At 73.2% G+C, this 12,433-nt stretch carries 14 protein-coding genes and 1 pseudogene; 10 read left to right on the top strand and 5 right to left on the bottom strand.

From position 1 onward, the window contains the following. Nucleotides 1-60: 60 nt before the first annotated feature. The 3 genes and pseudogenes from ACFPZJ_RS18670 to ACFPZJ_RS18660 form a co-directional block, all read left to right on the top strand. Nucleotides 61-462: a hypothetical protein gene (locus ACFPZJ_RS18670; protein WP_381022613.1), complete on the top strand. Its 402-nt coding sequence runs from the start codon at nucleotides 61-63 to the stop codon at nucleotides 460-462. 157 nt (nucleotides 463-619) lie between these two features. Further along, a complete protein-coding gene (locus tag ACFPZJ_RS18665; protein WP_381023441.1) occupies nucleotides 620-2,656 on the top strand; it encodes a phage holin family protein in 2,037 nt (678 codons plus the stop codon). Between the two features lie 114 nt (nucleotides 2,657-2,770). Continuing rightward, nucleotides 2,771-2,998 (top strand): annotated as a pseudogene (locus ACFPZJ_RS18660) (AAA family ATPase); the annotation flags it as partial. A gap of 199 nt (nucleotides 2,999-3,197) precedes the next feature. Here the strand turns inward: ACFPZJ_RS18660 and ACFPZJ_RS18655 are convergent. Continuing rightward, nucleotides 3,198-3,374 carry a hypothetical protein gene (locus ACFPZJ_RS18655; protein ID WP_381022610.1) on the bottom strand — a complete coding sequence of 59 codons (177 nt, stop codon included), beginning with the start codon at nucleotides 3,372-3,374 and terminating at the stop codon, nucleotides 3,198-3,200. A 176-nt stretch (nucleotides 3,375-3,550) separates the two neighbouring features. Here ACFPZJ_RS18655 and ACFPZJ_RS18650 point away from each other — a divergent pair, with 176 nt between their 5' ends. The 4 genes from ACFPZJ_RS18650 to dnaK all read left to right on the top strand — a co-directional run bounded on the left by ACFPZJ_RS18650 (nucleotide 3,551) and on the right by dnaK (nucleotide 6,916). Beyond that, nucleotides 3,551-3,979, top strand: a complete 429-nt coding sequence (locus ACFPZJ_RS18650; protein WP_381022608.1) for an OsmC family protein — start codon at nucleotides 3,551-3,553, stop codon at nucleotides 3,977-3,979. Between the two features lie 105 nt (nucleotides 3,980-4,084). Further along, nucleotides 4,085-4,462, top strand: a complete 378-nt coding sequence (locus ACFPZJ_RS18645; RefSeq protein ID WP_381022605.1) for a glycerophosphodiester phosphodiesterase family protein — start codon at nucleotides 4,085-4,087, stop codon at nucleotides 4,460-4,462. Next, a complete protein-coding gene (locus ACFPZJ_RS18640; RefSeq protein WP_381022602.1) occupies nucleotides 4,372-4,929 on the top strand; it encodes a PI-PLC domain-containing protein in 558 nt (185 codons plus the stop codon). The genes ACFPZJ_RS18645 and ACFPZJ_RS18640 overlap by 91 nt, the downstream gene beginning before the upstream one ends. A gap of 94 nt (nucleotides 4,930-5,023) precedes the next feature. After that, entirely contained in the window at nucleotides 5,024-6,916 is a 1,893-nt protein-coding gene (gene dnaK / locus ACFPZJ_RS18635) for a molecular chaperone DnaK (RefSeq protein WP_381022599.1), read from the top strand. Here dnaK and ACFPZJ_RS18630 read toward each other — a convergent pair. The 3 genes from ACFPZJ_RS18630 to ACFPZJ_RS18620 form a co-directional block, all read right to left on the bottom strand. Next, entirely contained in the window at nucleotides 6,913-7,401 is a 489-nt protein-coding gene (locus tag ACFPZJ_RS18630; protein ID WP_381022597.1) for a nitrate reductase molybdenum cofactor assembly chaperone, read from the bottom strand. The two genes, dnaK and ACFPZJ_RS18630, sit on opposite strands and share 4 nt — an antisense overlap. A gap of 180 nt (nucleotides 7,402-7,581) precedes the next feature. Further along, a complete protein-coding gene (locus tag ACFPZJ_RS18625) occupies nucleotides 7,582-8,397 on the bottom strand; it encodes an SAM-dependent methyltransferase (RefSeq protein WP_381022595.1) in 816 nt (271 codons plus the stop codon). Between the two features lie 220 nt (nucleotides 8,398-8,617). After that, nucleotides 8,618-9,481: a helix-turn-helix domain-containing protein gene (locus ACFPZJ_RS18620; RefSeq protein WP_381022593.1), complete on the bottom strand. Its 864-nt coding sequence runs from the start codon at nucleotides 9,479-9,481 to the stop codon at nucleotides 8,618-8,620. Between the two features lie 356 nt (nucleotides 9,482-9,837). On the opposite strand from ACFPZJ_RS18620, the gene ACFPZJ_RS18615 reads away from it, so the two are divergent. Then, entirely contained in the window at nucleotides 9,838-10,263 is a 426-nt protein-coding gene (locus ACFPZJ_RS18615) for a hypothetical protein (protein WP_381022591.1), read from the top strand. On the opposite strand, the gene ACFPZJ_RS18610 is transcribed toward ACFPZJ_RS18615, so the two are convergent. Beyond that, nucleotides 10,245-11,072, bottom strand: a complete 828-nt coding sequence (locus tag ACFPZJ_RS18610) for a helix-turn-helix domain-containing protein (protein ID WP_381022589.1) — start codon at nucleotides 11,070-11,072, stop codon at nucleotides 10,245-10,247. The two genes, ACFPZJ_RS18615 and ACFPZJ_RS18610, sit on opposite strands and share 19 nt — an antisense overlap. A gap of 137 nt (nucleotides 11,073-11,209) precedes the next feature. Between ACFPZJ_RS18610 and ACFPZJ_RS18605 the strand changes: the two genes are divergently transcribed. Both ACFPZJ_RS18605 and ACFPZJ_RS18600 read left to right on the top strand, forming a co-directional pair. After that, a complete protein-coding gene (locus ACFPZJ_RS18605) occupies nucleotides 11,210-11,515 on the top strand; it encodes a 4a-hydroxytetrahydrobiopterin dehydratase (protein ID WP_381022586.1) in 306 nt (101 codons plus the stop codon). Between the two features lie 5 nt (nucleotides 11,516-11,520). Next, the gene (locus ACFPZJ_RS18600; RefSeq protein WP_381022583.1) at nucleotides 11,521-12,333 is read left to right on the top strand and encodes a class I SAM-dependent methyltransferase; all 813 of its coding nucleotides are present in this window, start codon (nucleotides 11,521-11,523) and stop codon (nucleotides 12,331-12,333) included. Nucleotides 12,334-12,433: the final 100 nt, after the last annotated feature.

Genomic DNA, 12,433 nt, shown 5'->3' with positions numbered 1-12,433 from the left:
TCCCCCGAAGCCTACGGGCAGGGTAGGGTCGGCGACGAAACCGGAGGTGAGGGGGACGCCATGGGGCCGGTCCGGGTCACGGCGATCGCGAGTCTGACGCCGCTGGAGGAACTGGACGCCGATCCGTTCCTGGTGGACTCCCGCAGCCAGCACGCCATGTGCGCCCGCTGGGCCGCCGAGCGGGGCTACGTCGTCAGCCGTGAGCTGCTGGTGCGGGGGCTGCGCCCCGACCACTGCGCGCTGTGGGACGGGGTGCGGCCCGGGAGGGACGTGTTCGTCGCCCCCAGTCTGCGGGTACTGGCGAGCGCCCTGTCGTCCGTGGAGGAGTTCACCGCGGAGTGCGCCCGGCGCGGGGTGCGCGTCGAGACGGTGGGGCACACCGAACCGTCGTACGACGCGGCGATGAAGGCCTGTGTGCACCGGCGGCTGTCGATGCCGACCGCCGGCTACGACGGGCGCTAGCCGCCCCGCTCCGGCGCCCGGGGACAAAGAGCTCCGCCCGGCCGTTGTGGCAGGGTGAGTACGGGCCCGCACCGACGACGGGCCGGGACGTGAGGTGTGCTGCGTGCGGGACGGGCGTTGGCGGCGGGCCGCCAGTCAGATCGGCCGGAGCGTCGCCGTGTGGGCGGTCTCCACGGTCACCATGCTCGTGCTCGCCGGCATCCTGCCCGACTTCCGGCTCCGCTCGGCGGACGGCGACAGCGCCACCGACATCGCGGTCACCGCCGCGTTCGGCGCCGGCGCGTTCGGTGTGCTGTCGGCCCTGGTGTGGCCGCTGCTGGTGCGTCTGCTGCTGCTCGTCCCGGCGCTCGTGCTCGGGCTGCTGGTGTTCTTCCTCAACGGCGCGCTGCTGCTGCTCGCCCTGCGCCTCAACCCCGCCGAGCGCGGCGGCGCGGCCTGGGAGACCGCGGTCGTGGTCGCCGCCGTGATGTCCGCCGTCGCCTCCGCCACCGGCGCCGCCCTGGCCGTACGCGACGACGACGCCTACCGGCGCCGGCTCTACCGGCTCGCCGACCGGCGCCGCCGCCGGGCCGGACCGCCCTGCCCCGCCACCCCCGGCACGGTCTTCCTGCAACTCGACGGCGTCGGCCACGACGTGCTCACGGACGCCGTCGGCAAGGGCCTGATGCCCACCGTCGCCCGCTGGCTCAACGCCGGCGACGGCCACCGCCCCACCCACCGGCTCACGCCCTGGCGCACCGACTGGTCCAGCCAGACCGGCGCCAGCCAGCTCGGCATCCTGCACGGCAGCACCTTCGACGTCCCCGCGTTCCGCTGGTACGAGAAGGACAGCCGGGAGGTGGTGGTGTGCAACCGGCCGACCAGCGCGGCCGAGCTCCAGCGCCGCGCCGCACGGCGTACAGGACACGACGGCCTGCTCGCCGTCGACGGCGCCAGCCGCGGCAACCTCTTCAGCGGCGGCGCCGGCGAACAGGCCCTGGTGCTGTCCATCGCCACCCGCCGCCGCAGCCGGGAGAACCGTTCCCGCGCGGGCTACTTCGCCTACTTCTCCGACCCGGCCAACGCCGTGCGCACCGCCCTGTCCTTCGTCGCCGAAGTGGGCCGGGAGATCGGCCAGTCCACCCGCGCCCGACTGAGCAAGCGGCGCCCGCGCGTCTCCCGGGGCGGCCTCTACCCGCTCGTGAGGGCGTTCGCGACCGTCGTGGAACGGGACGTCGTCGTCGCCGCGGTGATGGGCGACATGCTCGCCGGGCGCACCGCCGTCTACGCCGACCTGGTGGCCTACGACGAGGTGGCGCACCACTCCGGGCCGTTCAGCGACGACGCCGAGAGGGTCCTCGAACGCCTCGACCGCTCCCTCGCGCTGATCGAGAAGGTCGCCGAACACGCCCCGCGCCCCTACCGGATCGTCGTGCTCTCCGACCACGGCCAGAGCCCCGGCGAGACCTTCCGCGCCCGCTACGGCCTCACCCTCGGCGACCTGGTGCGGGCCGGGTGCGGGCTGCCCGTGCCGCGCCGGGCCGAGCGCACCCGCAGCGGCGCCGAGGCCCGGGCGGCCGTCCGCGCCGCGCTGCGCATCCCCGTGGAGGAGGGCCGCGAGAAGTACCGCCCCGGTCGCCGCTCGGAGCCGATCGTGCTCGCCTCCGGCAACCTCGGCCTGGTCTGCTTCCCCGACGTGCCGCACCGCATGAGCAAGGAGGAGATCGACGCCCGGCACCCCGCGCTGCTGCCCACGCTCGCCAACCACCCGGGGGTCGGCTTCCTGCTGGTGCGCAGCGAACGGCACGGCGGCGTCGTCCTCGGCGCGTACGGCGCGGAGATCCCGCTCGACGACCTCGACGACAACCCGGGACCGCTCGCCCCGTTCGGCCCGGGCGCCGCCGATGTGGTCCGCCGTACGCACTCCTTCCCGCACACCGCCGACATCATGGTCAACTCCTTCTACGACCCGGCCGACGGCGAGGTGCTCTCCTTCGAGGAGCAGATCGGCTCGCACGGCGGCCTCGGCGGCGCCCAGGGCCGCGCCTTCCTGCTGTCGCCGCGCGCCTTCTCCGCCCCGGCCGGCGACGGGGCCGAACTCGTCGGCGCCGAGCACGTGCACCGCGTGCTGCGGCGCTGGCTGCGCGAGTCGGACGGGCCTCAGGTGCCGCTGGGGCAGGACCGGGACGGGGAGGAGGACGAGCGCGCCGCCTGAAAAACCGGCTGCGCCGTCGCTCTCGTCCGCACACACTGGACCGCTTCCCGCCGCACACAACCGCGCGCGTGTTTCCCAGCGTTTCCCGTCCCTTCCCTCCAAGGAGCCCCTGCTTTGCAGGCCGCCGTCACCGTCACCCCTGCCCGCGTCCCGGACCTGCTGCTCGGCCTCGCGACCGTGCGGCCGGTCTTCCTCTGGGGCGCCCCCGGCATCGGAAAGTCCTCCCTCGTCAGGGAGTTCGCCGAGTCGCTGGGACTGGAGTGCGTGAGCCTGCTCGGCACCCATCTCGCCCCCGAGGACCTGATCGGCGTCCCGCAGATCCGCGACGGGCGCTCGGTGTTCTAGAGTTCCTGCCCCGCCCCGAGCCCGTACGGTCCTACGCCCGCCCCTCGCGGCGGCAGACGGCCACAGCTGACCTGCCCCGCGCGGGCCGGTACTTCCCGCCGGAGGAGGTCGCCCGCTGCACCTTCGGCGTGGTCCTGGACATTTCCGGCTCCATGGGCCGGGTCCTGCTCGGCAAGGCGCTCGGCGCCATCGCCTCCTACGCCCAGGCCCGGGACGTACCGGCCGCCCGGGTCGTGACGCGGGCTATCTGCCCGTCACGGAGATCGCCGGGCGGGTCCGCGTCCACGGGCGCGGCGGCACGGTGCTCCAGCCCGGCATCGACCTGCTGCAGCGCGCCGACGACTCCCCGCCTGGGCGCGCCGGTCCTCGTCATAACCGACGGGTGGTGCGACGTCCTGAGGGTGCGGCGCGAGCACGCCTACCTGATTCCGTGGGGTGCCAGGCGGCCGTTCACCGCGCGCGGTCCGGTCTTCCGGGTACGTTGAGCCGGAGTGTGATCGGATGGGGACACGGAACCCCTCCAAGGGACCACATGCGAAAGGAAGAACCGTGGCTACCACGCGCTCTGCACACACCGTCTGGGAAGGCAACCTGCTCAAGGGCAGCGGCGTCGTCACCTTCGACTCCTCCGGCGCCATCGGCGACCAGCCCGTGTCGTGGCCCTCGCGCGCCGAGGAGGCGAACGGCAAGACCAGCCCCGAGGAGCTGATCGCCGCCGCCCACTCCAGCTGCTTCTCCATGGCCTTCTCGAACATCCTCGACAAGGCGGGCACCCCGCCGACCCGGCTGACCACCTCGGCCGATGTGACCTTCCAGCCCGGTGAGGGCATCACCGGCATCCACATCACGGTCGAGGGCACCGTCCCCGGCATCGACAACGACGCGTTCGTCGCCGCCGCCGAGGACGCCAAGGTCAACTGCCCGGTGAGCCAGGCCCTCAAGGCCGTACCGATCACGCTGTCGGCCAAGCTCGCCTGACCCGACCCGGCCCCGTACGACCTCGCGCAGACCGTCCCACCAGGGGCGGCCTGCGCGACGTCGGTCAGCCCCCCCGCCCCTGCGGGGCGGCGTGCACACTGCCCTGTGTCGCGTTCCGTGACGCCCCCTTCCCATGCCGCGCACTTCCCCGGGAGCCGACCCCTGACGCGACCCGCCGTATCCGCCCACCAGGGAGGCGCCGAACGGGGCCGGCCCGCCACCCGGGAGGCGTACGAGGACGCGCTGGACTCCGGGGCGGAGTACGTCGAGTCCGACGTGCGGCGCACCGCGGACGGCGTCCTCGTCGTCCACCACGGCGCCCGGGTCCGCAGCACCGGACCGCCGCTGTCCACGCTCACCACGCCGAGCTGTGCGAGCGGGCGGGGTACGCCGTGCCCGTCGCCGACGAGGTCATGGCGCTGGTCGCCGGGAAGCTCCTGGGGCACCTGGACCTGGAGGAGGCCGGGTACGAGCGGGAGCTGATCGACCGGGCCGTCGCCCTGCTCGGCGTGGACGGCTTCGTCGCCACGTCTCTGGAGGACCGGTCCCTCGCCGCCGTCACCCGGGCCTTCCCGGGCGTGCGCACCGCGCTGTCCCTGGGCCGGGACCGCAGGGAAGTGGGGCCGGCCCGGCTGCCCGGGACCCGGCTGAGCGAGCTGCCGCCGATGCGCTGGGTCCGCGCCTGCGGCGCCCACGGGGTCGTCGTGCACCACCGGCTCGCCCGTGCCACCGTGCTGCGCGAGGCCGCCCGCAACGGGCTGTTCACCCTGGTGTGGACCGTCAACGACGACGCGCTGATGCGGGCCTTCCTCACCGACGACCGCGTGGACGTGCTGGTCACCGACCGGCCCCGGCACGCCGTGGACCTGCGGGGGCGGTCACGGGACACGGGGGAGCCGCCGGACGCCCCGGAGCGCTCGGCGCGCCCCTTCGGCCACTCCGCGCCCTGACCGGGACCGGCCAGTACCCCCGTATGGCATTGACAACGGTCCACTCAAGTTTTGTGCTGGAAGTCCGGAGGTGCCCTGGCGGAAGGGGACAGCGATGGGACGTGCGGTCGGAATCGACCTCGGGACGACGAACTCGGTGGTGGCCGTGCTGGAGGGCGGTGAGCCCACCGTCATCGCCAACGCGGAAGGGGCGCGGACCACGCCGTCGGTCGTGGCGTTCGCCAAGAACGGCGAGGTGCTGGTCGGCGAGGTCGCCAAGCGGCAGGCCGTGACGAACGTGGAGCGCACGGCGCGCTCCGTCAAGCGGCACATGGGGGACGCGCACTGGCGCTTCCCCGAGCAGGGCTCGATCGACGGCACCCGATACCGGGCGCAGGAGCTGTCCGCCCGGGTGCTGCAGAAACTCAAGCGGGACGCGGAGGCGTATCTCGGCGAGGACGTCACCGACGCCGTGATCACGGTCCCCGCCTACTTCGACGACGCCCAGCGGCAGGCCACCAAGGAGGCCGGTGAGATCGCGGGCCTGAAGGTGCTGCGGATCATCAACGAGCCGACGGCGGCGGCGCTGGCGTACGGCCTGGACAAGGAGAACGACCAGACGGTCCTGGTCTTCGACCTGGGCGGCGGCACCTTCGACGTGTCGCTGCTGGAGATGGGCGAGGGCGTCATCGAGGTGAAGGCCACCAACGGCGACACGCACCTCGGCGGCGACGACTGGGACCAGCGGATCGTGGACCACCTCGTCAAACGCTTCAAGGGCCAGTACGGCATCGATCTGTCCGGCGACAAGATGGCGGTGCAGCGGCTGAGGGAGGGCGCCGAGAAAGCCAAGATCGAACTGTCCTCGTCGACCGAGACGACGATCAATCTGCCCTACATCACGGCCTCCGCCGAGGGGCCACTGCACCTGGACGAGAAGCTGACCCGCGCCCAGTTCCAGGAGCTGACAGCCGACCTGCTCGACCGCTGCAAGAAGCCCTTCCACCAGGCGGTCCGGGACGCCGGCATCGAGCTGTCCGCGATCGACCACGTCATCCTCGTCGGCGGCTCCACGCGGATGCCCGCGGTCACCGAGCTGGTCCGGGACCTCACCGGCAGGGACCCGCACAAGGGCGTCAACCCGGACGAGGTGGTGGCCGTCGGCGCCGCCCTCCAGGCGGGTGTCCTGCGCGGCGACGTCAAGGACGTCCTGCTCCTCGACGTCACCCCGCTGTCCCTCGGCATCGAGACCAAGGGCGGCATCATGACCAAGCTCATCGAGCGCAACACCACGATCCCGACCCGGCGCTCGGAGATCTTCACGACCGCCACCGACAACCAGCCCTCGGTCGGTATCCAGGTCTACCAGGGCGAACGCGAGATCGCCGCCTACAACAAGAAGCTGGGCGTCTTCGACCTCACCGGGCTGCCGCCCGCCCCGCGCGGCGTCCCGCAGATCGAGGTGGCCTTCGACATCGACGCCAACGGCATCATGCACGTCTCCGCCAAGGACCTCGCGACGGGCCGCGAGCAGAAAATGACCGTCACCGGCGGCTCGGCCCTGCCGAAGGAGGACATCGACCGCATGATGCGGGACGCCGAGCAGTACGCCGAGGAGGACCGCAAGCGCCGCGAGGCGGCCGAGACCCGCAACCAGGCCGAGCAACTCGTCTACCAGACCGAGAAGTTCCTCCGCGACAACGGCGACAAGGTCCCGGCGGACACCAAGGCGGAGGTCGAGTCGGCCGTCGCCGAGCTGAAGGGGCAGCTGGAGCAGCAGGCCGACACGGCCGCCCTGCGCTCCGGCGTGGAGAAACTCGCCTCCGTCAGCCAGAAGATGGGGCAGGCGATGTACGCCCAGGCCCAGCAGTCCCCCACGGAGGGGGCCACCGCGTCCTCCCAGGGCTCCCACGCCTCCGGGGACTCCCAGGACGAGGAGGGCGTGGTCGACGCGGAGATCGTCGACGAGGACAGGGACGACAAGGGCACCAAGGGCGGGGCCGCCTAGCCTCCCGCGCGCGCGGCCGGCAGGGTCGCGCGCACGGCGTCGAGGACGGACGCGTACGGTGTGCCCAACGCGGCCAGCCGCGTCCGAAGTTGGTCCAGGGCGTCCCGGTACGCGGTCAGCAGCTCGGTGTCGCCGGTGCGGGCCGTGAACTCCAGGACGCCCGGCAGGAAGTCGGCCGGTTCCTCGTCGCTGAACCGCAGTCCGTGGGCGCGGTAGAGCTCCTGGAAGCGGCTCAGTTCCTTCCCGCGCTGCCAGCTGTCGCCCACGTGCCACCAGCTCAGGTACAGCCGGTGGCGGTTCTCGTCGCCGAAGACCCGCAGGTAGTGCGCGGCCAGCTCCGGCGCCGGGGTGACGGCCGCATGGTCGAGGAACTCCCGCAGCTGCGGGGCGGCTTCGCGCAGCAGCGGCAGCCGGGCGCGGAAGTCCTCGCCGGGGTACATCAGGCACAGCGCCGCCGACTGGTACAGCACCTCGAAACCGGGCATCGGGCCTCCTTGGCGTGCGCTCCCTCGCCTCGACGCTAGGGGCGGGCGGGGGAGCGCACCCGTTGGCGGGGCCCGTACGGGTCAGGGGCCCGCGGGACGTACGCCGCGGGTGAGCGGGCGGCCCTCGCGCGGTCAGGGCTCGCGTCGGGGCCGCGGTCAGGCTCGCGTCAGGGCCTGCGCTCAGGGCTTGCGGGCCACCCCCGCGTACACCGGCACGATGCCCTCCGTCTGCGCCACCACGTCCTCCGGCTCCGGCCGCCATCCGTGGACGGGGATCACGCCGGGCCCCAGCAGCTCCAGCCCGTCGAAGAAGCGGGAGAACTCGGCCAGCGAGCGCGGATGGAAGGGGGTGCCGCTGAGCCGGAAGTGGTGCGCGGCCTTCTCCACGGCGTCGGGGTTGAGGTCCGGGGTGACCTGGGACAGGATCAGGTGGCTGCCCGGGGCGAGCGCGGCGACGTACTCGCGCAGCAGCCCGTGGACGTCGTCGCCGTCGGGATCGTCGTCCAGGTAGTGGGTCAGCGCCACCAGCGACAGCGCGACGGGCCGGTTGAAGTCCAGCGTCTCGCCCGCCCGGCGCAGCAGGGTGCCGATGTCGCGGACGTCGGCGTGCACGTAGTCGGTGCCGCCCTCGACGGTGCCGGTCAGCAGTGCCTCGGCGTGCCGCAGGACGATCGGGTCGTTGTCCGCGTACACGACCTTGCACTCCGGCGCGACCGCCTGTGCGATCTGGTGCAGGTTCGGCTCGGTCGGGATGCCCGTGCCGATGTCCAGGAACTGGCGTGTCCCGGCCTCGGCCACGGTGCGCACTGCCCGGTGCATGAAGCGGCGGTTGGCCCGCGCTCCGCGCAGCACCGTGGGATCCGCGGCGAGGATCTTCCGCGCCAGCTCCTCGTCCACCGGGTAGTTGTCCTTGCCGCCCAGCCACCAGTCGTAGACCCGGGCCGGGTGCGGCCGGCTGGTGTCGACACGGGCGGGCGCGGCGTCGGATCCGGTCATGCGCTGTCTTCTCCTGGAGGCTCGCTGTGCGGGGCAAGGACGGTGCGGCGGACCCGCGTCACAACGGGCGGGCCGTAGGGAAGACGCCGCCGACGCACTGCGGGTTGCCGCCCACGGGCCGTGGATCGCCGGCCCACGGACCTCGGATCGTCGGCTCACGCACCGCGGGTCGTGGCCCACGCGCCGCACGCGGTCGCCGCCCGGGGTCGCCGTGCACGCCTCAGAACGTCTCGCGGTACTCCCGCAGGAGTTTCTCCGTGCGCTGCGTCGAGGCGGCGCGCGCCGTCATGTGGTCCAGGACCTCCAGATGCGCGGAGACCTCCTTGCGGGAGTCAAGGTACAGCGCGCCCGTCAGATACTCCGTGAACACCATGTCGGGCAGCTCCGGCTCGGCGAACCGGAACAGCGAGAACGGCGCGTACGTGCCCGGGTGCGGGCCGTCGGCGAACTCGGCGACCTGGAGCGTGATCCGGTCGCGCGCCGCGAACTCCAGCAGCTTGTCGAGCTGGTCGCGCATCACCGTGCCGTCGACGCTCACCGGGCGGCGCAGCACCGTCTCGTCCATGATCACCCACAGGTGGGGCGGGTTCGGCCGCTCCAGCAGCCGCTGCCGCTCCATGCGCAGCGCCACGTGCCGCTCGACCGTCTCCGGTCCGGCGGTGCCGATCGTCCCGGCCGTCATGACGGCACGCGCGTACGCCTCGGTCTGCAGCAGGCCGGGTACGAAGTGGGGCTCGTAGGAGCGGATGATCCGGGCGGCGCCCTCCAGGCTCACGTACAGGCTGAACCAGTCCGGCAGCACGTCGTGGTACCGCTGCCACCAGCCCGGCCGGTTGGCGTCCTCGGCGAGGTCGACGAACGCGGCGACCTCATCGTCCGGCACCCCGTACGCGGACAGCAGGATCTGCACGTACGGGATCTTCAGCGCGACCTCGGCCGTCTCCATCCGCCGCACGGTCGCCGGGGCGACCCTCAGCACTCGGGCGGCTTCCTCACGCCCGAGTCCGGCTGCCTCCCGCAGCTCCTGCAGCCGCTTTCCCAGCACCACCTGGCCCACGGTGGGCGCGGCCCGCCGCTCACTCACGCCACGCCTCCCCAACGCGCCGAAGCATGCGATCAGTCTGTCATGTCCCGCCGACAGTCTCACCGGGACGCGGGGGAGACGCCAGCCCTGGGGAGCCATGAGTGAACGGCGGGTCGCGGGGGCTTCGTGGTGGCCGTGGGCGGTACAGGGATCGGGGTGCGGCGGCGGTAGAGGGATCGGGGCCGGGCGGGCGGGGTGCGCCGGCACCCACCGGCCGCCCCGGCATTACCCCGCGGGTAATCGACCCGCCCCGGCCCCCGGCGGGATCGTGGAGGTCGCCGGGTTCCGGGGCGGCGCACTCCGGTCCGGGACCCGGTCCTCGTTCCCCCGCTCGACCCGATGGAGGGTGATTCGCCATGTCCGCGACCCAGCTTGCCGCGCTCGCCCGGACCTCGCAGCCGCAGTCGATGCTGCGGCGCTTCCTGGCGCTGGACGCGGTGGTGACCGGCGCCAACGCGCTGGCGTACCTCGCCCTGTCCGGCCCGCTCGGACGCCTCCTCGACGTCGACGGCCTGCTGCTGCTCGCCCTCGGCGCCTTCCTCGCGGCGTACGCGGCGGGCGTGGGTCTGCTGGCCTCGCGGCGCGCTCCGGGCGCGTTCGGTGTCCGGGTCGTCGTCGAGGTCAACCTCGCCTGGTCCGCGGTGAGTCTCCTCGCGCTCGGGCTGTGGCTCACGCCGAGCACGGTCGGCGCGGTGTGGACCGTGTTCCAGTCGCTGACCGTGGCCGGGTTCGCCGTCCTTCAGTGGACTGCCCTGAGGGCTCGTCAGACCATCGTCGAGTGAAGGTACTTGACCGTCGCCGGGTCGGCCGGGAGGAACGTCTCGATGGCCAGCTCGGCGACGGTCACGTCCATCGGCGTGTTGAACGTGGAGACCGAGGAGACGAACGACAGTGTCCGGCCCTCGTGCTCGATCCGCATCGGCAGCGCGAAGTACGCGTACGGCGGCTCGTCCTCCTCGGCCGCCCCGGGCCCGCTCCCGGCCGCCGGCACCGGATACGCCGCCACCTCCTCGTACAGCGCCCGCAGCGGCTCGGAGCGGTACAGCGCCATCTGCCGCTCCATCTGCTCCAGCAGATGACCGCGCCAGGCGCGCAGGTTCCGGATGCGCGGCGCCATGCCCTCGGGGTGCAGGGTCAGCCGCATCGCGTTGAGCGGCGGTTGGAGCAGGTGTTCCGGGATGCCGTCGAGGAACATCATGATGCCCCGGTTGGCGGCCACGACCTGGTACGTCGCGTCGAACACCAGCGCCGGATACGGCTCGTAGCCCTGGATCAGCCGCTCGATGCCCTCGCGCAGCGCGTCGAGCGCCGGGTCGCCCAGTGGGGTCTCCGGGTAGCGCGGGGCGTAACCGGCCGCGAGCAGCAGCGCGTTGCGCTCCCGTACCGGCACGTCCAGGTGTTCGGCCAGCCGCAGCACCATCTCCTCGCTGGGCCGGGCGCGGCCCGTCTCGATGAAGCTGATGTGCCGGGCGGAGGAGTCGGCGCGCAGCGCCAGCTCCAGCTGGCTGATCCGCCGCTGCTGCCGCCAGGCGCGCAGTAACGGGCCCGCGCCCTGGGCGGCGGAGGCGTTGCCGGACGGGACAGTGGTCATGCCAGGACCGTAGTCGAGAAGTGGCCGAAGCGGGGAGGCAGCCGTCCTGACCAGGGCCTGAGGGCCCGGCCTGTGGCAGGCTGAGAGGAACCCCGCCCGGACCCGCACCAGGGCGTACGAGGGAAGGAGCGCAGCCCATGGCCGTCGAACCGCTGTCGCACAAGGAGATCGAGGACCGGCTGGCCGAGCTGCCGGGCTGGTCGCTCGACGGGGACCGCCTCACCCGCTCCTACCGGCTCGGCTCGCACTTCGCGGCGACCGCGATGGTCGTCCACGTCGCCCAGGTCCAGGAGGAACTCGACCACCACTCCGACCTCACCCTCGGCTACAACACCGTCTCCCTGTCCGTCCACACCCACAGCGCGGGCGGCGCCGTCACCGAGAAGGACTTCGAGCTCGCCCGCAGGGTGGAAGACCTGGCGCCGGGACACGGGGCACACTGAGGCGCGTGCTGGACTACGACAAGGAAGCGGAGCGGTACGACGCCTCGCGCGGCGGCGAGCCCCGTGCGGCGGCCGCCGCCGAGGCCGTGCTGAGTCTCGTACCGCGCGACACGCGCAGTCTGCTGGACGTCGCCTGCGGCACCGGCATCGTCACCCGGCGCCTGGCCGCCGCGCGGGACGGTATGCGGGTGACCGGTGTCGACCTCGCCCGCGCGATGACGCGCCGGGCCGTCGCCCGCCTGCCCGGCGCCGTCGTACGCGGCGACAGCCGGTGCCTGCCGTTCCGGGACGCCGAGTTCGACGCCGTCAGCAGCGTGTGGCTGCTGCACCTGGCGGGCAGCGCCGAGAACGTGCGGACGATCGTCGGCGAGTGCGCTCGGGTGCTGCGGCCCGGAGGGGTCTACGTCACCACGGTCGACAAGGGCCCCTCCCACAACGTGGGCAGTGACATCGATGTCGTGCTGGCCGCGCGCCCGCCCAGCCCCGTCCCGGACACGGCGGCCGACGTCGAGGCGTACGCCGCCGAGCACGGCCTGGTACCGGCCGGGCAGGCCCGCTTCCGCGGGCACGGGCAGGGCCGCAGCCCGCGCCGTACGATCGCGGACCTGAGGCGCGGCTGGTTCATGACGCTGCCCCCGGACGGCCCGCTCGCCGACCGGTTCGCGGCCCGGCTCGCCGAACTGCCCGACCAGGACCGGCCCCGCCCCGACCCCGTCTTCACCCTCAGGGCGTTCCGGAAGCCGCCGGACCAGCCGGACCAGCCGGCCCCGCCGGACGTGCCGCATCCACTGGAGCCTCCGACCGCGAGAACTCCATGACCCAGTTGGTCAGCCAGGTGCCTCCGCCGTCGACGGAGAACGCCTGCTCCCAGCGCGGCCACGGTCCAGTTCGCCCTGGACTCGGGCTTCGCCGAGCAGG

It is taken from the genome of Streptomyces bullii (genome assembly GCF_042657145.1).
GTDB lineage: Bacteria > Actinomycetota > Actinomycetes > Streptomycetales > Streptomycetaceae > Streptomyces > Streptomyces bullii.
Note: the sequence above shows the minus strand (reverse complement) of the source record. Positions and strands in the feature narration are given on the sequence as shown.

Excerpts from the sequence above, each read along its gene's own strand:
- ACFPZJ_RS18670 (WP_381022613.1), top strand. The coding sequence starts at position 61 with ATGGGGCCGGTCCGGGTCACGGCGATCGCGAGTCTGACGCCGCTGGAG.
- ACFPZJ_RS18655 (WP_381022610.1), bottom strand. The coding sequence starts at position 3,374 with ATGACGAGGACCGGCGCGCCCAGGCGGGGAGTCGTCGGCGCGCTGCAG.
- dnaK (WP_381022599.1), top strand. The coding sequence starts at position 5,024 with ATGGGACGTGCGGTCGGAATCGACCTCGGGACGACGAACTCGGTGGTG.
- ACFPZJ_RS18630 (WP_381022597.1), bottom strand. The coding sequence starts at position 7,401 with ATGCCCGGTTTCGAGGTGCTGTACCAGTCGGCGGCGCTGTGCCTGATG.
- ACFPZJ_RS18625 (WP_381022595.1), bottom strand. The coding sequence starts at position 8,397 with ATGACCGGATCCGACGCCGCGCCCGCCCGTGTCGACACCAGCCGGCCG.
- ACFPZJ_RS18615 (WP_381022591.1), top strand. The coding sequence starts at position 9,838 with ATGTCCGCGACCCAGCTTGCCGCGCTCGCCCGGACCTCGCAGCCGCAG.
- ACFPZJ_RS18610 (WP_381022589.1), bottom strand. The coding sequence starts at position 11,072 with ATGACCACTGTCCCGTCCGGCAACGCCTCCGCCGCCCAGGGCGCGGGC.
- ACFPZJ_RS18605 (WP_381022586.1), top strand. The coding sequence starts at position 11,210 with ATGGCCGTCGAACCGCTGTCGCACAAGGAGATCGAGGACCGGCTGGCC.